Origin of the sequence: Oricola indica (assembly GCF_019966595.1) — a bacterium.
Classification (GTDB): domain Bacteria; phylum Pseudomonadota; class Alphaproteobacteria; order Rhizobiales; family Rhizobiaceae; genus Oricola; species Oricola indica.
Genome location: NZ_JAINFJ010000017.1, coordinates 1 through 17,637 on the forward strand (window position 1 = coordinate 1; position 17,637 = coordinate 17,637).

The following is a 17,637-nucleotide window of genomic DNA, read 5'->3' on the forward strand; positions in this document are numbered from 1 at the left end:
GGCGGATGTCGGCAGCCGGCACGTGGCCTTCGATCACGTAGCCATCGACGAGCGCGGTGTGACAAGAGACCATGCGCCGCGGCACGTCGTTATCGAGCTTAAACTGCGCTAGAGAGCCCATGAACATGTCTTCGCTTGTTGGTGTGAAGCCATTCTCTTCGAGGTGTTCCATCCAAAAGAGACAGCAGCCACAGCCGTTCGTCTTGTAGACCCCGATAGATGTTGTCTGTGCGTAGGCCTGCATCGCTGGAATTGCAGTGAGGGCCAGAACAGGGAGTAGCAATTTCATGGATTAGGACCTTTCGGTTGTCGTTCAAGCAATCTCGCTGCGATTTCGGTCTGCGAGAGTATGTACGCAGTGCTAGGACGTTTCAGGTTTTGCAATCTCCTTCAACGCCCGCTTTATCTTTGGCACGGCGAATTCACGCGGCTCGTGATAGTCGATCGTGGTGACGAACCGCCCCACAGCGTCAAACAAGAATACGCTGGCGGTGTGGTTCATCGTGTAATTGCCACCCTCGGTCGGCACCCGCTCGTAGCTCGCGCGAAAGCTGCGCGCGGCCGCCTCGATTTCCTCATCTTCGCCGGTCCAGCCCCGGATCGCCGAATGGAAATGGCCGACATACTCCGCCATCGCTTCAACGGTGTCGCGCTCCGGGTCGACGGTGATGAAGACCACGTTCATAACCTCGGCCTCTTCCCCTAGATCGTCCAGCCAGCCGGAGATGTCAGAAAGCGTGGTCGGGCAGACGTCGGGGCAGTAGGTGAAGCCGAAGAATACCATGGAGGGGCGCCCGACTAGGGTTCCCGGCCCGACCTCCTTTCCTTCGTGATCCGTCAGGCTGAAATCCATGGCGGAGAGGGCAATAGGCATTTGGCCTGCCGGTTCGGGCGAACCAGGTCCGTCTACCTGCCACCAGCCGATGAACAGCGCGAAGACAAGCACTCCGGCACCTGCGGCGCCGAATCCTAGAATCTTCCGTCGCCACATCAGTCGCCCGGACCGCGCGCGGCGATGCTGAGGATCGGCACTTCGACGGTCATCTCGCCTCCGTCGTCAAAAAGCAACGTCAGCGGAAAGGCCTGGCCTTCCATCATCGGCGTCTGCAACTGCATCAGCATCACGTGCAGACCGCCCGGTTCCAGCGCCACGCTCCCGCCCGGCGCGATGATGATCTCGCCGGCCGGGGTCATAGCAGTCACGCCCACGGCATTGGTGCTCGTCTCGTGGATCTCGGACATCATGGCGAGCGGCGTCGCGATACCGGTCAGCGCTACCGGCGCGTCGCCGGTGTTACGGATCGTCATGTAGGCCGCACCCGGGCGGGTTGTGCCGATGGACGCGCGGGACCACGCGCCTTCGACGACCACATCCTCTGATCCAGCCAGCGCAGGCGTCGAAGCCGCCGCCAATGACAAAAGCGCTGTCAGGCCGCCGGTGACAATCAAGGCTCTCATTCTGTTCTTACCTTTTTCTCGATTCATCTCTGCGCCGCTGCGACTTCCGCCGCCACCAGGCTCCGCAATTCGGACTCGCCGAACGGGTCGAGCGGCTTGCCATTCACGAAGAACGTCGGCGTGCGGCGAACGCCGACAGCCTCGACGTCGGCGCGGTCCTGATTCAGGATCGCCATTACTCCCGGCGCAAGCATCTGTGTGCGGGCTGCCTCCGCATCGAGGCCCGCTGTTGCTGCAATCTCCAGGATCAGGCCCGGCTCGGGTGCCCCGTGCGACGCCCATCTCGGTTGTTCCCGCAGGACAGCCTCTAGAACCGGCTCGAAGACGCCCTGCATGCGTGCGGCCTCGAGGACACGGATCGCTTCCTCCGACGCCTGGCCGTGGAAGGGCGTATAACGGATGATCACGCGAACGGCATCCCCATGCTCTGCCATGATGTCATCCACGACCGGAAAGAAGGCACGGCAGGCCTCGCAGGCGGGGTCAAAGAACTCGACGATGGTGACGGCTGCATCCTCGGGGCCGAGAACGGGCGAGTAGGGCCGGATCAGCGCATCCGACTGTTCCGGGGAGACACGCGCGGCCTCCGCCTCTGGACCGGGGCGTGTCACATACCAGGTCGCGCCGCCGAAACCGGCGACGCCAAATGCAAGAACGGAGAGGATCAGGCCGCGTCGGTTCATGAATGCATATCCTTCAGGGAGAGGGCCGAAAGCACGCCGATCAGGGTAAAGGCGGCGAGCGCCATCAGCGGGATCGGAATACCGAAGACCAACTGGTTGTCATTGGTGCAGGACGGACCGGTGGCCGCGCAGGGCTGGATGCGCTCGGGGATCAACCCTGCGTAGAGGCCCAGGTGCCAGAGCGCGACCGCGCCCCCGCCGAGCGCAAGCGCGATGCCATATCGCCCCACGCGACCGTCGTGCCACCAGAGGCCGAGCCCTAGGATGACGGGAAGCGGGAACATGAAGGCACGTTGGAACCAGCAGAGCATACAGGGTGTCTGCCCCAGCACCTCGCCGATGAAGAGCACGGTGAGCGAGGCCGTGAGAGCGATCACCCACGCCAGCCCGAGAGCCGTTTCTCCGGATATGCGGGTCATGTCGGTCAGATCCTTTCTCCCAGGTCGGCGAGGATCTCTTCTGCAGGCGTGCCGTACGCCCAGGAGTCGGCGAATCCTGCCTCGGTGTCGAAGAGGAACAGATGCGACGTGTGGCTCATTGTGTAGCCGTCGGGGGCCCCGGCCTCTTCAATGCGTTCGAAAAAGATCGGGAAGGTTTCTGAGGTCTTGGCGATTTGCTCAGGCGTGCCGGTCAACCCGATGATGCTGGCATCGAACAGAGGAACGTATTCTGCAAGAGCCTTCGGAGTGTCCCGTTCGGGATCAATCGAGATAAAGATCGGTTGGACTCTTTCGGCATCCTCGCCCAGGCCATCCATGACGGCCGACACCTCCGCAAGTGTCATAGGGCAGACATCGGGACAGTTGGTAAAGCCGAAGAAAACTAGCATCCAGCGGCCCGCAAAATCGTCTTCCGTGCGTACAATACCCTGATGATCGGTCAGTTCGAACTCCGCGACGAACGCTGGATCGGTCTCTGTTTGCGCTCTGTCGGCGCGATAGTCGGACCAGAGCAGTAGCCATCCGAACACGAGAGCTGCAATGGCCACCAGGACCCAGAGAATTTTTCTTGCCGATGCGAGGGACAATTTGGTCTGCCTAACATTAATTCTCGATTGTTCCGGCGCTTACATCCTCTAGCTGCTGTAGATTCAAGCTTGATTGTCGGGCTGCGGCAGGAGGTCACACGATCGTGACTACAATCCTTGTAATGCCGCGCCGTCAGTTCTACAGGGCTGTACGTTTCGGGGAGAGCAAATATCCTGCCGACCGAAAGTCTGGCGAAGACCGGCACGAAGATGCAAACAATCCGGTCTTGCTAGTAGATCGGGCTCACGCCGTAGCCGGACCTTATGGAGGGCGGGCAACGCCGCTCAGGGGATGGCCAACTTTACTGGCTGTCATTCATTCGCCATCGCGGCAACTTTCTCGCTCGATGCGATCCGAGAACTCCTAGATCTCCGCGACCATCCGGAACAGTCCCGCGACGAGGCCGATGCGATTGCCCGCCGTCGGGGGAGACGCTGCCCCGGCCACAGGGTTGGCGCCGTGCCTCGCGGCTTGATGCCCATAAAGCCTTCATCGTCGGGCTGATCGGTGAGCGCAAGGACATCACGCTGAAGGAGATGGTTGAGCGGCTATGGGTCGAGCGTTCGGTGCAGATCTGCCGCAGCGCCCTTGCACGAGCGCTGCGACGCTCCAGTGGACCGGGTGCGATACCTGCAATCAGAAGACCGGCATCGCCCGCGACTTCGGAACTTCTATGCGCCCGACGACTTCTAACTAAAGCATCTTGATGATTTCGAAATTCTGCACGACTGGCTCTATCGTCGCATCATCCGCCACTGGATGAACAGACGCGTCGACAGGATCTAGAACGGCCAATTGCCGCGCGTTCCGGGTCTCGCTCTAACGAAACGCAGTCATGGGGAAACAAACCATGCCACATGATCACGGCCACGCCCATATCGACCCCGCATCCGGCGATCGACGCGTCTCGATCGCTATTTGGGCGAACGGGCTTCTGACCGTTGTGCAGATCGCAGGCGGCATCCTAGCAGGCAGTCTCGCCCTGATCGCCGACGCTCTGCACAATTTCTCGGACATGGCGTCGCTGGTCATCGCCTTCGTCGCGCGCAAGATAGCAAGGCGGCCGCCGGATGAGCGCATGACTTTCGGCTACGGGCGGATCGAGATCGTTGCGGCACTGATCAATTACACGACGCTGATCCTCGTAGGCGTCTACCTGATCTACGAGGGCGGCATGCGGATGATCGATCCTCCCGAAGTCCAGGGCTGGACCGTGGTGATCCTCGGTGGTGTGGCACTCCTCGTGGACACGTTGACCGCGCTCCTGACGTACTCGATGCAGAAAGGCAGCGTGAACATCCGTGCGCTCTTCTTACACAACTTGTCAGACGCGCTTGCCTCCGTCGCGGTCATCGTCGGCGGCTCGCTGATCATCCTCTACGACATGCGGTGGGTCGATCCTGCTATCACCATCGGCATTGCGCTCTACATTCTCTACCTCGCCGTGACCGAGATCGGCGGACCAGCGCGAACCCTGATGCTGGGGAGCCCGCCAGACATCGACAACGCGGCCGTCATTGAGGCGATGCGAAGCGCCGAAGGGGTGTCCGACGTTCACCACGTGCATCTCTGGCAAATGCAGGAGCACGAAGCGGCGCTCGACTGCCACGTGGTCCTCACGGCCGACGGATGGATGCAGATCGAAGCGGTCAAGAGCGCCATGAAGAAGCGGCTAGGAGATAGTTTCGGCATCGCCCATTCCAGCCTCGAATTCGAACGCGAGGATAACGCGCACCAGAATGCCGACCTTTACGGCCATGGCGGAGCGGCACAAAAGGAGGAAAGACATGTACACCGAGACACTTAAGGATAATGACGACGTGATCGGCATCGCATGCGACGGTAAGCTTACCGAAAGAGACATGAAGTGCATTCATGCGCTATTGCACGGACGCCTTGCCGAATCGGAGAGGCTTGGCCTCGTTGTTGATCTAACGAATTTCGACGGTTATGCGGGGCTGTTCGCGGCGCTAGAGGATTTCCGAATGGACACGTCGCATAGAAATGATTTCTCCCGCATAGCCGTGATTGGTGATGAGGCGTGGATGGATTGGGGCACAAAGTTAGCTAGTACCTTAACCCGCTCCGAGATCCGCTGGTTTAGCGCCCGCGAACACGAAAATGCGGGCAACTGGGCGCGCGGTGAATAATTTGCTGATGAACTGATTTCTTCTGACGGCTCCATTTCCCCCTAAATATGCTGCTGATTGTCGTCTTCCAAGTGGTGGCGCCGACATCAGCGGTAATAAAACGACTTCGGAGACCGTTGTGGAACAAGTGCCTCGCCAAAGGTATACTCTCTGATACCACCACAAAACGGGACGGCTAGGATGAAATCAGCGGTGGGATGCACCGTAGCTGCAGCTTGGTGATTTGTTGCCGAAAGTCCTTAGAGGACCGCATTTGGTGGACCTATCGATCCTTGTCGAGCCAACGTTTCTAGCTCCATCCGCCGCCGTAGGTTCGATAGAAACGATGGGCTCCGATGTTTGCTACATTCTCCATAGCATCGGCCCAGCTGGGTCTTACATAATCCGCAAAATAGTGGGTTGCTGACGCGACGTCGGAAATGAATATTTTTCCGGCAGTGACCGCCATCGCGATTTGCTCGGCGAGTTCATACGCTGATCTATTTGCAACTTGTTCAGGAAGTCCATCGCATGCGAACGAAAACTGGCAGCGGTTCAAGACCTCGGCGTTCTGATACACAACATCACAAACCGTGTTCGGAAAGGTGGGGTTTCGGACGCGGTTCAAGATGACTTGTGCGACCGCCGCTTGACCCTTTGGAGACTCTCCTCGCGCTTCGAAGTAGATTCCGTCGGTGAGACATTTTTGCTCATCCGCCGCGAACGTCTTGGCAGGGAGAGGTTTTTGAAGCCACTCATGATCCCCCTCGATTGCCGGCGGTATGAATCTGTCCTCCTTATTTTTTGTCTTGGCGAACAGACTGTCGAATGCCGAAAGAACATAATGTTCCGGCTCGGCAGGAGCGTAAGCGGTCGCCAAAGAATCAGCGCGATCATTGGTGACCAAGTTCTTGAGGACATCCGGAACTCCGTCGTATCGATCGTGGTCGGGGGAATGAAATGCACGCGCGATTGCAATTTGGGGATCCGATGGCTCAGATTTTTCGAACTGTTGGAGCATTGGATCAGAGGGACGAAAGAAGTTCTGGTCCCGGGGTGCGAGATCGGTCAACGACCCTCTTAGTTGCAATCCGATGGGACTCGGACGTGACGTCTTTTCCATTCGGTTGATCCGCGACGCGGTGTCGGGAAACCTTCCTCCGGGTCGTAGGGGCGATGCGATTGATGCCAGGTTTAGTGCTGCGGTAGTGTGCAGAGGGCGAGCTGCCCGTGTGGGTATGGCGAGGGTCACCGTGCCCCCTATTAAAAGCAATACAGTTACATGCCCCGCGAGCTTTCGTGCCACGCTCGCTAACCGGCTCCTTGTATTGAACACGCTACCTCCGTGTGTTCGCGAGCCTCGACAATCCATCGTTAACCTTAACGAATCACTAAGAGAAGAGGCGTTCACCAGTGTGGAGTCGGTTGCAATGCCATTCCGGCAAATCCGTGACGACGATGCGGGACCTTTGGTCACTCCGCCGCAATGGAGCTGTTTCACGCTTGAGTGCGCCGTAGCGTTCAGCTGGTACATTCGTGATGAAGGAGACAACGGCAAGCTGGTGCTTCGTCGATCCATTGACACGCGAACTCACCGAAAATTAATATTTCCTTAGTATGAGGAATCGGGTGAGGAATGGACCTAAATTGTACACTACTAACTTCATTCGGAAACGTCCTGATTCTAGTGGCTGGACAAGCCGTGTCTCATGCGGCGGAATCGCAAGACTTTATGGAGGTCGGCGACCTCACGTCTCAGCCGATCGGACATTATGAACTCTGTAGGCGAATACCGGAAGAATGCGCTGCTTAGCCCTCGCACGTCCTTCCAGCGAATCTTTCTCAATGGCTCATAGACAAGCTCACGGTCACAACCGTCGAGGTCAATTGGGCCGTGAAGCCGGTTAGTGATTTGGACAATTACGGTAGCGAGGAGGTCTGGGCCTATCCGGAGGGGAGCGGCGACTGCGAAGATTACGCCCTCGAGAAAAGGAAACGTCTGAGCGGTGCGGGCCTGCCCCCCGGGAATCTACTCCTCACAGTTGTTCGGAAGCCGGACGGTGAGGGACACGCCGTCCTCACGGTACGCACCGACAATGGAGACTTCGTACTCGACAATCTGGACGACCGCGTGCGCCTGTGGCGATCTACAGATTACAAATACCTGAAGCGCCAAGACACGAAACACGCGGGACGATGGGTTACTATTCGCGTAGGACAGGAACCACTTGTAGGGGCGGTGGATTAACCTTTGCGGAAATTTCGAATTTAACCCGCGCTATAAGATCTCTCGAACTGGCCTGCTGCCGGTTTCGTGGACACCGAGATAAGGTGTTTGACGGAACTGGAGAGTTGGAATGCAGAGAAGGAAGTTCAGCCACGAGTTCAAGCTTGAGGCGGTGAGGCTGGTGAAGGACCGGGCGTTGCGGTGGCGCAGGCGGCCCGCGACCTTGATGTCTACGAGAATGTGCTGCGCAAATGGGTGCGCGAGCTATCGGGCGATCCGCAGCACGCCTATCCAGGCCATGGGCAGATGAAGCCGGACCAGCAAGAGATCGATCGGCTGCGCAAGGAAGTGGCGAAGCTGAAGGCGGAGCGCGACATCCTAAAAACGTCGCAGGGCCGTGGCCCGCCTGTGCGCGGTAGAAACACCTGCTACTCTTGGACGTGGAGGGGAGTTGCCGATGGCTTATTGGAGGCATTCGACCCCGTTAAAAAACGTGGACATGGGCCGATGCGCACTTGAGAATGGTGACGCCGCTTCGACGGTGATCCCGGTTAGGAAGATGACGGACTTGCACGACCCAGCCCCTCCTGGATGAACGGAGGAGATGCCATGATGAAGACTACCAGCGGTGACCAGCCAGCTTTGAAGATGGTCAATCCCCGGCGCTGCGGCAATCTACATTGGTTCGACCATGCATAGCCGGTCGGTCAACGTTTGGGACAATGCTGCGATGGAGAGCTTCTTCTGGTCACTGAAAACCGAGCGGACAGCCCGCAAGGTCTACAGGACGAGGGATGACGCCAGGGCCGACGTGTTCGATTACATCGAGCGCTTCTACAATCCCCGGCGACGGCACTCGACATTGGGCTATATGCCCCCCGTCGAGTTCGAGGAGAAAGCTATGTTAGCTTAACTTGGTGTCCGAAAAACCGGCAGCAGGCCACTGTCGTTTCCGGTCTAAAGGATGTAGCAGTGATGCTGCTTTGATGTCCTGAAGGCATCAGGAAGCTCGACAAAGGGGCGCCGTTGCGAACAGCACCCGGCCCGCGTTGAACGACGGCCAGATAATGCCGCCAGTAGTAAATGGTCTGTCCGGGCCGGGCATGAGAACGGTCGATGACGCGGCTGTGCTCGCAAATGATCTGACCTTCCGTGGCGACGACAATCCTCTCGGGGTAAACACGCAGGCTCACCGGCCGGTTGGTGAAGGATGCCGAAACGCTGTAGCGGCTGATCTGCACCGAACGCTCGACCCAAAGCCGCTCAACCATCTCCTTCAGCGTGATGTCCTTGCGCTCACCGATCAGCCCGACGATGAAGGCTTCATGGGCATCAAGCCGCGAGGCACGGCGCCAACCCTGTGGCCGGGGCGTCGTCTCCCCGTTCTTTGCCCTGCGATCCAGCGGATCGCGCTCGATACGCCCACTCGGAACCGTGTCGCCGCCTGCCTCGTCGATATGCCGTTGGCCGAGGCCTTCGAGACCCACGACCGAAGATCCTCGCTGAGTGCTATTCCCATCGTACACCTCCGTTGAGATGGACCTTGAATCAGAACACAATGCAGCAGTCGCCTCACAATCGATTCATCGATCGCGGCACGCGCTCTAGCCTTTTGAAGCGTGTCATTGCTTTCTGGGAACCGCAATGAATGCGGCAATTGTGCACATTGCAGAGAAAAGCCATGCGGCATATTATGTGAAGAAGCTGGAGTTAGAGATGCTTACGATTGGACAACTTGCGCGTGCGGCAGGCGTCAAGATCCCGACAATTCGATACTACGAGCAGATGGGCCTTATGGCTGTTGCCGAACGCTCGGCAGGCAACCAGAGGAGGTATGAATCGCATGATCGGGAACGCTTATCCTTCATCAAGCACGCTCGCGATCTCGGGTTCACGATCGAGGCCATCCGGGAATTGTTGGAGTTGAGCGCGCACCCCAACCAGCCATGCGTTAGCGCCGATGCGATTGCCATTCGACAACTAGCGTCTGTTCGAGGCAAGCTTGCTAGGCTGCGTCTCTTGGAGACGGAACTGGATCGCATGACGTCGCGGAGTCATGATGACCAAGTCAAAGATTGTTACGTTCTGCAGTCTCTGGCCAACCACGACCTGTGTGTGGGCGAACACTAACACATCCATCGACACCGAAGATGTTCCTCATCTAAATGGTTGTGCTATCTTCAAAGGTCGGCCACGAAGGCCTCCTGAAGAAAACATTCCTCGCGATGAATAGCGATTGGGTCGAAACTGTAAAAATTGAGTCCAAATATCACTTTCGACATCGCGCATGCTTAGCGGCTTCAGCGCCCAAAATGTCCTTTGTCCATCGGTCGGTTCACGTTCATTGAATGGCGCCGCCGCGCTGGCGCATTCATTGATCTGCTCCCCTGAATCTACCCATTCATAGGCAAGCCTTGTTCACGTTGTGGTCCATTGCGGATCGGGTTGCAAACTCGTTCGGCGTGAGCCCGTCGAGGCTCGTGCGGGGCTGGTGCAGGTTGTTGTCGATCCTCCAGTCTTCGATGATCTCGCGAGCGAGGCGGTAGCTGCGGAGCAGATGCTCGTTCAAGCATTCGTCCCTCAGGCGCCTGTTGAAGCTTTCGACAAAGCAATTGTCCGGCATGTTGTTCTCGGTGCCAGCGTTTGTTCGGTCGCCGGGTCAGGTAGGCTTGGTACATCCGGACCACGGGGCACCGGGAGCACGCAAGTGCGGGCAGGCCGTCGTATGCAGATGAACTGAGAGTTCGAGCACGTTATCTGGCCGCCCCTACGACTCGCCCGGATGCGCTGCGAGCGCGGATCCGTATTTGTCGTGTTGCCCGCTGGCTCCCTATTCGTGACCAACGATGAAGGGAACCATGCGCTTTATCGGCATGGACATACACCGCGTAGCCGCCGAAGTCGTGTCGTTGCTTGATGGCGAGATCATCAAGCTCGGTCGCGTTCAGATGCTGCGCAATAAACTTGAGGAGTTCGCCAGAAGGGAACTCACCCACGACGATCATGTTGTGATCGAGGCAACTGGGAATGCCGTGCCGTCGCCGAAGTGCTGTCGCCTTACGTCGATCGCATCGTGATCGCCAATCCCAAACAGGTGCACATGATCGCCCATACGAAGGTGAAGACCGACACGATCGACGCAACGGTCCTGGCCAAGCGCTATGCCTCGGGCTTCCTGCCGGAGGTCTGGGTCCCAGAAGGCCGAAGCGGCGTACGTCGATCTCACCTCGCGATGGCGAACTCGGCCGAAAAGTAAAAAGGCGGCGGAAAAGCCCGTTCTGTGAACAGAAGGGACTATTCAACAACATCCGTCTGCATGGGCTTTCCGGGCGCGATGTAATGCTACTGAACGCTGCGGTTCTGTTGCCAGGCAAGCATGGCGTTTGACGTCAACTCCGTGCCATCGTCGCTGACCGCCATGCAGCTGTAGCCGCGCCGTTCGGCGATCGCGTCCAGTTCGCGAGTGACTCGTTCTCCCGAGATCGAGTTGTCGACCAACGCGTCCGACACTAAGTCGAGTGACCATCTCTGGTTTGGATCCTGCGGAATGGCCATCGGCGCTCTCGTGCCCAAAGCCCGTTTGCGCTCGCCACGTTTTCGGGCCGTCAGCCGCTCTTCCTTATGAATCCGGTAGAGCCTCTTCCAGTTCACCGTGACGCCCTCCCGCTTCAAAAGTAGATGCAGGCGGCGATGCCCGCCCTATGTGTAGACTACTTTGTGATAGCGTATCGAGCATTCTGCAGCCGCAAGACGGTCGGGATGCATGAACGAATAGTCCCTCGTCCTCGCTCTTGCCAGTGAGTCAAACTAACGCGGCGACCTACGTCAGAACCCTCTTGAATCTCTAGCAGCTTGAGATTGTACGTTAGGTTGGAGTGAGACTTATCGATCGGCTGAGACGGGTAGCCCGCAAACGTCGCTCACCCTGTGCTAGCGATCAGGGAGTGACCTGTGTGTCAGTGGATGTTTTGAACGGTCATATCCTAGTGGTTGATGACCATCAGGATATTCGAGATCTGGTCGCCGGGCTGCTCGCCAAAGAAGGATATCGCGTCAGCGCAGCAGCGGATGGACGACAGATGCGTCGGCAGCTCATCGAAAGCAGCGTCGACCTTGTCGTTCTCGATCTCATGTTGCCAGGAGAGGACGGGCTCACCCTTTGTCGCGATCTCAGAGCCACGACTAATATACCAGTTGTCATGCTCACCGCGAAAGGCGACGAATTTGATCGTGTCCTCGGTCTCGAGATGGGCGCTGACGACTATCTGACAAAGCCTTTCGGCGGCAGGGAACTCGTGGCCCGAATCCGCGCGGTTCTTAGAAGGACGCGATCCGTTCACGCAGGAACGCGAAGCCAAACTGCGTGCGTGTGGCGGTTCGACCGATGGACATTCGACACAGCGACACGCTCTCTGAAGTCGACAGATGATGCGTTGCTTTCCTTGAGCACTGCCGAATTTAGCCTGCTGAAAGTATTCGTTGAGCGGCCTCAGATTGTGCTCACGCGAGATCAACTCCTCGATTTGACCCGGGGCCGTGAGTCCGAATTCATTGATCGCAGCATCGACACCCGGATCAGCAGGTTGCGGCGGAAGATCGAAGAGGATCCCCAAAACCCACAAATCCTCAAGACCGTGTGGGGCGACGGCTATGTATTTGCAGCCGACGTGTCGCGTGGATGATCGTTCTGCTCCCGAAAAGCCTGAGCGGCCGGACAGTTGCCATTCTTGTGACGGGCCTTATTGCGACACATATCGTCACCCTGCTCGTACTGTCGGAAGATCGAGTTGAGTCGCTGACGCGCACAGAAGAGCAACACATCGCCCAGCATATTGCGTCTATTGCGAATATTGTTTCAGACGTTCCAAGCGAATGGAGGGATCGGATCGTTCGTTCCTCCGATGGCCACCTGTTCAACGTCCGAATAACACAGGACAACACCAGCGATAGGCTTCAACCTATTGGCACCAGGAACAGCACGCTAGCCGACCTGTTGTTGCGACAGGTTCGACCGGGCACGGGCGAACCGATATCGGTGGACATAACCGACGCTAACCCCGGCAATACGCCGCTTGCGCCAGATGGCTGGCGCCGCTGGCTGGTTTCGCGGCTCAGTCGCCTCGCCTATGGACATGACCGCGACCAAGCTGTCCTGGTCTCGGTTCCGCTGTCAGAAGGGCAAAGGCTCAATTTCTCGACGTCGATGCCGCTGGCGTCGGCGCCTGGGTGGGAGCGACAGCTGGCGGTTACCGGTACCTTCTTGGTTATCGTACTGACGCTTTCCCTGTGGGCCATCAGGAAGATGTCGAGCCCACTGGCACTGTTTGCACACGCCGCCACCGCTTTCGCTCGGAATGTCTATGCGCCGTCCTTGCCCGAGACAGGTCCGAGTGAAGTCCGGGAAGCCGCCCGGGCGTTCAACAACATGCAGAAGCGGGTCCTTCAGACGATCGAAGGGCGGGCCCAAATGCTCGGGGCCATCTCTCACGATTTGCGTACACCGCTGACGACAATTCGACTTCGGGCGGAGAGTTTGGGCGATTCCGAGGTCCGGCATCGGATCCTCGCGGCGATCGAGGAGATGGACGCGATGCTTGCCTCCACGCTGGCTTTTGCCAGGGAGGGCACCGCGCAGGAGGAACCGCAGGCAACGGATATCGGATCCCTATTGGAGGCGATCTGCAGCGATTTTTCGGACATCGGGCACGACGTCAGCTTTGTACCTTGCGGCACAATCGTCGCTGCATGCCGCCCACTGGCTTTGAAGCGAGCGTTGTCCAATCTCATCGACAACGCGGTCAAATATGGGGAGCGCGCTCATGTGGTTGCCAAGGCCAAGGAAGGGATGATCGACATCAGCATCACCGATCAAGGTCCCGGAGTCCCGGATGAAGAGTTGGAGCGCATATTCCAACCGTTCTACCGCATTGAAAGCTCAAGGAACCGCAACACCGGCGGCGCGGGCCTTGGACTGGCCATCGCCCAGATGGCTCTGGACATGCACGGCGGATCTATCCAACTGGAAAACCGCGGCGAAGCTGGCGGTCTTTGCGTACGGGTCCTGATGCCAGTAGGGACCAACGTCGCCAATCGCGGGGCCGCCCCAAGGCATCGATCTCGCCAGCCACGCAAGTAGCCGGCTTCAATGCGCCGGTGACTGACGGATTGGAATGATCGCTTCCGCGTCAGCTGAGGGGCGACGCTTTAGAAAAGTGTTGCAGAATGTGTCAGAAGTCCTGTGCTGACAAAATCCGCCATGTCCGGGCCAGGTTGCGACGAACTCCTGTAAATTCTGTCGTGTATGTGCAGGGCAGCACCGTGGCTCTCCGTTCGGTTGTGAACAAAGGGAGATGTCGTCAGCCGTTCTCCGACGCTGTTGACCCAGCCCCCCTTTGTCTCGCCCTTTCCCCCGAAGGAGCGTCGTGGCCGCCGAAGCTGGTTCCATTTCGCGAGAGTCGACAGACGATGGATCGTAAAGAGCGCACCGTATTCGTTACGATTCTCATCAACGGACTTCTGATCCTTTTCAAGTTCTGGTTATCAGCAGCTTCCGGAAGCCTGGCCCTCCGGTCCAGCGCCATCCATTCCCTCGCGGATCTCGCGATCGGCGTATTCGTTCTGATAGGTCTGTTCCTGAGCCGTACGAAGCTGGCGGCAGCCGCGCAAAACGGGGCTCGTGCCGTGGAAAATTGGGTGGCGCTCCTTGTTTCGGCGGCGATCTTCTATGTCGGGCTGGACATTGTCGGGGAGGTCCTTGCAGGCGAACCTCCCGACTTGAGGAACCTTGGGCCTATCACCCTCGCCTCTCTCGTTACCGTCGTGGTCGCCTACGTCATAGCCCGGTACAAGCTCTATGTGGGCCGCCAGACAGATTCCCCGGCATTGATTGCCAGCGGCTACCACTCTCGAGTAGACATTTATGCGTCGATTGTCGTTGTCGCAGGCTTGGGAGGTGCCGCTCTCGGCCTGGAGAACCTGGACACGGCTGCAGCGGCCATCGTCGTCGTCATGATTTTTCTCTCTGGATTTGAGATCGCCGCTGCTGCGATCACTGCGCTGCGGCATCGTGAGCAGCTGCAAGTGGAAGCCGAGGACGCACACGGTCACCTCCCTAGCCGCGGCTGGTTTCGCATTTATGTTCCTATCGCATCGCTCGCCTTGATAGCTCTCTATTTCTTGACCGGCATCTACACGATCCAGCCTGGGGAAGTAGCGGTGGTGAGGCGCTTCGGAAAGGTGATCGAAGAGGCGGGGCCTGGAATGCACTATCGCTGGCCAAGCCCGATCGAGACCGTCGACGTGGTTGCGCTCGATCTGGTGAGACGAATCGAGACCGGCCCTCTGCAGATGCTGACGGGCGACGAGAACCTCATCTCTGTCCGGGCGAGCATTCAGTTCTCAGTCGGCGACGCTTCGGCATTCGTTCTCAGTGTATCCGCGCCGGACGACCTCGTCCTCCAGGCCGGCGTGGGAGCCCTGCGTCAGAGCGTTGGTGAGGACGCGGTTGACGCTATCCTCACGGTCGACAAGACCGCCATACAGGAAAAAGCCGTGAAGGCTGCCCAGGCGTCGCTCGACCGGAGTGCTGCGGGGATCCGGATCGTCGGCGTGCAATTGCTCGAGAGCGCGCCGCCTCCCGAAGTGGCTGATGCATTTCGCGACGTCGCGAGCGCGCGGGAAGATCGCAACACCTTCGTCAACGAGGCGCTCGCCTACCGTAACGAGGTTTTTCCGACCGCGCGCGGCGACGCCGACACTGCGCGGCAAGCTGCGCGAGCCTATGCCGCTGAAAAGCTCGCCTCATCCGCTGGAGATGCCGCGAATTTCGAATCCCGGCGACAAGCCTACGCGGCGGCGCCGGATATCACCCGCCAGCGCCTCTACCTCGAGGCCGTGGAGAAATCGCTGGCTGGCGCCAAGAAATTCGTGATGGACCCGACGATCATACCGCAATCGACGGATCTTTGGATAACACAACCGGATAAGGCTCAACTGCTGCCCCCAATGCAATAGGGACGGGCGAGGACGATTACGACATGAAACCAGTTCGAATTGCCGCTCTTGGCGTCTTGGGCCTTGCCTTCCTGGGAGCAACATTGACCCTCTATCAGGTCGACACCACCGAGTACGCGATCGTGACGCAGTTTGGGCGGCCCGTCCGCGTGCTCGGTGACCCTGGTCTCTACATCAAAGCGCCCGACCCCATTCAAAGTGTTCTCAAAATCAGCAAGCAAATTCAAGTCTACAACCTACCGAAAACGGAATTCCTGAGTAGTGACAAGAAGAACATCATGGTGGAGGCCTATGCCACCTGGCAAGTAACGGACGCGCTGGCGTTTCTGAAGAACGTCAACAGCCTGCGCGGCGCCAGCACACAGCTCAACGATATTATCAAAGCTGAGCTCGGAGCGGCATTGGGACAGGTCGAGCTCGGAAATCTCGTCACAGTCGATACCTCACAGGCGAGCCTTCCAGACACCTTGAATGCCGTGAAGGAGAGGGCTGCAGCCCGCACGGGTGCTTATGGCTTCACGGTCACAGATATCCAGCTCAAGGAGCTCACGTTCCCGGAGGCCAACCTCACAAGTGTCTTCCAGCGCATGCGCTCGGAGCGCGAGGCGATCGCGCGCCAGTTTCGCTCGGAAGGCGCAGAAGAAGCAGCCCGCATACGAGCGGAAGCCGATACAGAGAAGGCGAAGATTCTCGCCGCCGCAAGCCGCGAATCCGCCGAGATCCGTGGGGCAGCCGATGCGGAAGCGATTGCGATCTATGCGGGCTCCTTCGGCAGGGACAAGGATTTTTACCGCTTCTCCAGAACGCTCGAAGCCTACGACAAGTTCATTGATGAAGGCACGACGTTGATTTTGCCTGCCGATTCCGAACTCCTTCAGTATTTGGATCCACGAAACGCTCTGAAACTTCCTCAATCGTCGACCACGACTGCCGGATCGCCCAAGGTGACCGCGGATTCGGAGCGCGACAGATGACGGACGAGGATGTGGCAGAATCACCAAAGTCCCCTCCGGCGGCGGACGATGACAGCGGAAAAAATGTCCGCGACGTCGCGATCAAATCGAAGCTCCTTGTTCGCGCCATTGCGGAGGGTGGGCGGTTCGCATTTGCAGACTTCAAGGTCGCTCTTGGCCACCTAAGGCCCGGCCCTCTGCTTGCGGGTGCGGTGATGCTGATAGCTATCGGCTATGCTTTGACCGGCGTCTATTCGGTCGCGCCTGGAGAAGCTGCGGTTGTGCGCCGCTTTGGTGCGATTGTCCAACCCAGTGTTGAACCGGGACTCCACTATCGGCTACCGTGGCCGATCGATCGCGTGGATATCGTCGATGTTACCAGTGTCCGACGTGAGCAAGTAGGCATAAGCGCTCCCGAGGAAGAGCACATACATCCTGAACCTCCGGCGAAACTTCAGGCGCTCTCCGGCGATACCAATGTTGTCGATGTAGAAGTCATCGTGCAGTATCAGGTGCGCGAGCCAGCCAACTACATACTGAGCGTCGAATACGCTCCGTATCGCATCGTCCGAGACGCACTCCGGGCATCAGTCACCAGGCTGGTAACGCGTCTGCCGGTTGATGCATTGCTAACCAGCGGACGGCAGTCCTTGCAACAAGCCATCCGCGAGGAGACGCAATCGCGTCTGGATCAGTATCGGACCGGCCTCGTTATCGTCGGCGTTGATCTGCAGAAAGCGTTCCCTCCTGCCAACGTCGCGGATGCCTTCACAGCCGTCAATACCGCGCGCGAGGAAAAGGCCCGTCTGATCAATGAGGCACGAGGATATGCGAACAGCCTCGTCCCAGAGGCCAGAGGCCAGGCACAGCAGCTGAAGGCACAGGCTGCCGCTTACCGATCCGCCGTTCTGGCGCAGGCAAGCGGAACGGCACGCGCTTTCGATCTTCTTTGGGACGAGTATCGAAAGAACGCAGAAGCATACGGCGAAGATGTGACCCGATATCGGATGTATCTTGAGACCATCGAGAAGATCATGCCTCGAGTGCAGGTTTATGCTCTGGATACCGCGAAAGGCGGCAGCTTCAACCTGAGACTTTATGGCGCTCAGAATGGCGCACCAACAAACGGTGAGGCAGCGCGCTAGC

16 protein-coding genes and 8 pseudogenes are annotated in these 17,637 nt (G+C 58.4%); 14 read left to right on the plus strand and 10 right to left on the minus strand.

All coding sequences use genetic code 11. From position 1 onward, the window contains the following. The 6 genes from LC343_RS23085 to LC343_RS23110 all read right to left on the minus strand — a co-directional run. Window positions 1–289 (minus strand): DUF411 domain-containing protein (locus LC343_RS23085; RefSeq protein WP_274385137.1); only part of this gene is annotated, 289 nt, incomplete at its 3' end. A 72-nt stretch (window positions 290–361) separates the two neighbouring features. Next, the gene (locus tag LC343_RS23090) at window positions 362–946 is read right to left on the minus strand and encodes an SCO family protein (RefSeq protein WP_223479530.1); all 585 of its coding nucleotides are present in this window, start codon (window positions 944–946) and stop codon (window positions 362–364) included. A 44-nt stretch (window positions 947–990) separates the two neighbouring features. After that, window positions 991–1,458: a copper chaperone PCu(A)C gene (locus LC343_RS23095; protein WP_223479531.1), complete on the minus strand. Its 468-nt coding sequence runs from the start codon at window positions 1,456–1,458 to the stop codon at window positions 991–993. Between the two features lie 23 nt (window positions 1,459–1,481). Then, window positions 1,482–2,141, minus strand: a complete 660-nt coding sequence (locus LC343_RS23100) for a DsbA family protein (protein WP_223479532.1) — start codon at window positions 2,139–2,141, stop codon at window positions 1,482–1,484. After that, window positions 2,138–2,560 (minus strand): disulfide bond formation protein B, encoded by a 423-nt coding sequence (locus LC343_RS23105; RefSeq protein WP_223479533.1) that lies wholly within the window; start codon window positions 2,558–2,560, stop codon window positions 2,138–2,140. Before LC343_RS23105 ends, LC343_RS23100 begins: the two co-directional genes overlap by 4 nt. 5 nt (window positions 2,561–2,565) lie before the next feature. Then, the gene (locus LC343_RS23110) at window positions 2,566–3,168 is read right to left on the minus strand and encodes an SCO family protein (protein WP_223479534.1); all 603 of its coding nucleotides are present in this window, start codon (window positions 3,166–3,168) and stop codon (window positions 2,566–2,568) included. 292 nt (window positions 3,169–3,460) lie between these two features. Between LC343_RS23110 and LC343_RS23115 the strand changes: the two genes are divergently transcribed. The 4 genes and pseudogenes from LC343_RS23115 (at window position 3,461) to LC343_RS23130 (ending at window position 5,319) form a co-directional block, all read left to right on the plus strand. Beyond that, entirely contained in the window at window positions 3,461–3,673 is a 213-nt protein-coding gene (locus tag LC343_RS23115) for a MerR family DNA-binding protein (protein WP_223479535.1), read from the plus strand. Further along, window positions 3,595–3,774: pseudogene (locus LC343_RS23120) on the plus strand (IS630 family transposase); the annotation flags it as partial. The gene LC343_RS23115 and the pseudogene LC343_RS23120, both read left to right, overlap by 79 nt. Before the next feature lie 245 nt (window positions 3,775–4,019). After that, on the plus strand, window positions 4,020–4,976 hold the full coding sequence (locus LC343_RS23125; RefSeq protein ID WP_223479536.1) for a cation diffusion facilitator family transporter: 957 nt from the start codon (window positions 4,020–4,022) through the stop codon (window positions 4,974–4,976). Beyond that, complete coding sequence (locus LC343_RS23130; protein WP_223479537.1) at window positions 4,957–5,319, plus strand: SpoIIAA family protein; 363 nt, start codon at window positions 4,957–4,959, stop codon at window positions 5,317–5,319. Before LC343_RS23125 ends, LC343_RS23130 begins: the two co-directional genes overlap by 20 nt. A 289-nt stretch (window positions 5,320–5,608) precedes the next feature. Here the strand turns inward: LC343_RS23130 and LC343_RS23135 are convergent, their stop codons facing one another. Further along, window positions 5,609–6,370 (minus strand): cell wall hydrolase, encoded by a 762-nt coding sequence (locus LC343_RS23135; RefSeq protein WP_223479538.1) that lies wholly within the window; start codon window positions 6,368–6,370, stop codon window positions 5,609–5,611. Window positions 6,371–6,934: 564 nt separating this feature from the next. Here LC343_RS23135 and LC343_RS23140 point away from each other — a divergent pair. From LC343_RS23140 to LC343_RS23150, 3 pseudogenes are all read left to right on the plus strand, one after another. Beyond that, a pseudogene (locus LC343_RS23140) lies at window positions 6,935–7,546 on the plus strand (transglutaminase-like cysteine peptidase). Window positions 7,547–7,655: 109 nt separating this feature from the next. Next, window positions 7,656–7,918 (plus strand): annotated as a pseudogene (locus LC343_RS23145) (transposase); the annotation flags it as partial. 304 nt (window positions 7,919–8,222) lie between these two features. Next, window positions 8,223–8,438 (plus strand): annotated as a pseudogene (locus tag LC343_RS23150) (IS3 family transposase); the annotation flags it as partial. Between the two features lie 62 nt (window positions 8,439–8,500). Here the strand turns inward: LC343_RS23150 and LC343_RS23155 are convergent. Beyond that, window positions 8,501–8,757, minus strand: a pseudogene (locus LC343_RS23155) (Mu transposase domain-containing protein); the annotation flags it as partial. A 484-nt stretch (window positions 8,758–9,241) separates the two neighbouring features. Here LC343_RS23155 and LC343_RS23165 point away from each other — a divergent pair. Further along, the gene (locus tag LC343_RS23165; protein ID WP_223479569.1) at window positions 9,242–9,655 is read left to right on the plus strand and encodes a MerR family transcriptional regulator; all 414 of its coding nucleotides are present in this window, start codon (window positions 9,242–9,244) and stop codon (window positions 9,653–9,655) included. 271 nt (window positions 9,656–9,926) lie between these two features. On the opposite strand, the pseudogene LC343_RS23170 reads toward LC343_RS23165, so the two are convergent. Further along, window positions 9,927–10,139 (minus strand): annotated as a pseudogene (locus tag LC343_RS23170) (integrase core domain-containing protein); the annotation flags it as partial. Window positions 10,140–10,383: 244 nt separating this feature from the next. Between LC343_RS23170 and LC343_RS23175 the strand changes: the two are divergent. Next, window positions 10,384–10,724, plus strand: a pseudogene (locus LC343_RS23175) (IS110 family transposase); the annotation flags it as partial. A gap of 146 nt (window positions 10,725–10,870) precedes the next feature. Here LC343_RS23175 and LC343_RS23180 read toward each other — a convergent pair. Next, window positions 10,871–11,221, minus strand: a pseudogene (locus LC343_RS23180) (IS3 family transposase); the annotation flags it as partial. A gap of 257 nt (window positions 11,222–11,478) precedes the next feature. On the opposite strand from LC343_RS23180, the gene LC343_RS23185 reads away from it, so the two are divergent. The 5 genes from LC343_RS23185 to hflK (LC343_RS23205) all read left to right on the plus strand — a co-directional run bounded on the left by LC343_RS23185 (window position 11,479) and on the right by hflK (LC343_RS23205) (window position 17,636). After that, entirely contained in the window at window positions 11,479–12,207 is a 729-nt protein-coding gene (locus LC343_RS23185) for a response regulator (RefSeq protein ID WP_223479539.1), read from the plus strand. Next, window positions 12,204–13,661, plus strand: a complete 1,458-nt coding sequence (locus LC343_RS23190; protein ID WP_223479540.1) for an ATP-binding protein — start codon at window positions 12,204–12,206, stop codon at window positions 13,659–13,661. Before LC343_RS23185 ends, LC343_RS23190 begins: the two co-directional genes overlap by 4 nt. 329 nt (window positions 13,662–13,990) lie before the next feature. After that, a complete protein-coding gene (hflK, locus tag LC343_RS23195; protein ID WP_223479541.1) occupies window positions 13,991–15,538 on the plus strand; it encodes an FtsH protease activity modulator HflK in 1,548 nt (515 codons plus the stop codon). A gap of 23 nt (window positions 15,539–15,561) precedes the next feature. Continuing rightward, window positions 15,562–16,512: a protease modulator HflC gene (gene hflC, locus LC343_RS23200; RefSeq protein ID WP_223479542.1), complete on the plus strand. Its 951-nt coding sequence runs from the start codon at window positions 15,562–15,564 to the stop codon at window positions 16,510–16,512. Then, window positions 16,509–17,636, plus strand: coding sequence for an FtsH protease activity modulator HflK (gene hflK, locus LC343_RS23205; protein ID WP_223479543.1), 1,128 nt, complete (start codon window positions 16,509–16,511; stop codon window positions 17,634–17,636). Before hflC ends, hflK (LC343_RS23205) begins: the two co-directional genes overlap by 4 nt. The last annotated feature ends 1 nt before the right edge of the window (window position 17,637 follow it).

Excerpts from the sequence above, each read along its gene's own strand:
- LC343_RS23165 (WP_223479569.1), top strand. The coding sequence starts at position 9,242 with ATGCTTACGATTGGACAACTTGCGCGTGCGGCAGGCGTCAAGATCCCG.
- hflC (WP_223479542.1), top strand. The coding sequence starts at position 15,562 with ATGAAACCAGTTCGAATTGCCGCTCTTGGCGTCTTGGGCCTTGCCTTC.
- LC343_RS23100 (WP_223479532.1), bottom strand. The coding sequence starts at position 2,141 with ATGAACCGACGCGGCCTGATCCTCTCCGTTCTTGCATTTGGCGTCGCC.
- LC343_RS23125 (WP_223479536.1), top strand. The coding sequence starts at position 4,020 with ATGCCACATGATCACGGCCACGCCCATATCGACCCCGCATCCGGCGAT.
- hflK (WP_223479541.1), top strand. The coding sequence starts at position 13,991 with ATGGATCGTAAAGAGCGCACCGTATTCGTTACGATTCTCATCAACGGA.
- LC343_RS23095 (WP_223479531.1), bottom strand. The coding sequence starts at position 1,458 with ATGAGAGCCTTGATTGTCACCGGCGGCCTGACAGCGCTTTTGTCATTG.
- LC343_RS23105 (WP_223479533.1), bottom strand. The coding sequence starts at position 2,560 with ATGACCCGCATATCCGGAGAAACGGCTCTCGGGCTGGCGTGGGTGATC.
- LC343_RS23130 (WP_223479537.1), top strand. The coding sequence starts at position 4,957 with ATGTACACCGAGACACTTAAGGATAATGACGACGTGATCGGCATCGCA.
- LC343_RS23190 (WP_223479540.1), top strand. The coding sequence starts at position 12,204 with ATGATCGTTCTGCTCCCGAAAAGCCTGAGCGGCCGGACAGTTGCCATT.
- LC343_RS23115 (WP_223479535.1), top strand. The coding sequence starts at position 3,461 with ATGGCCAACTTTACTGGCTGTCATTCATTCGCCATCGCGGCAACTTTC.
- hflK (WP_223479543.1), top strand. The coding sequence starts at position 16,509 with ATGACGGACGAGGATGTGGCAGAATCACCAAAGTCCCCTCCGGCGGCG.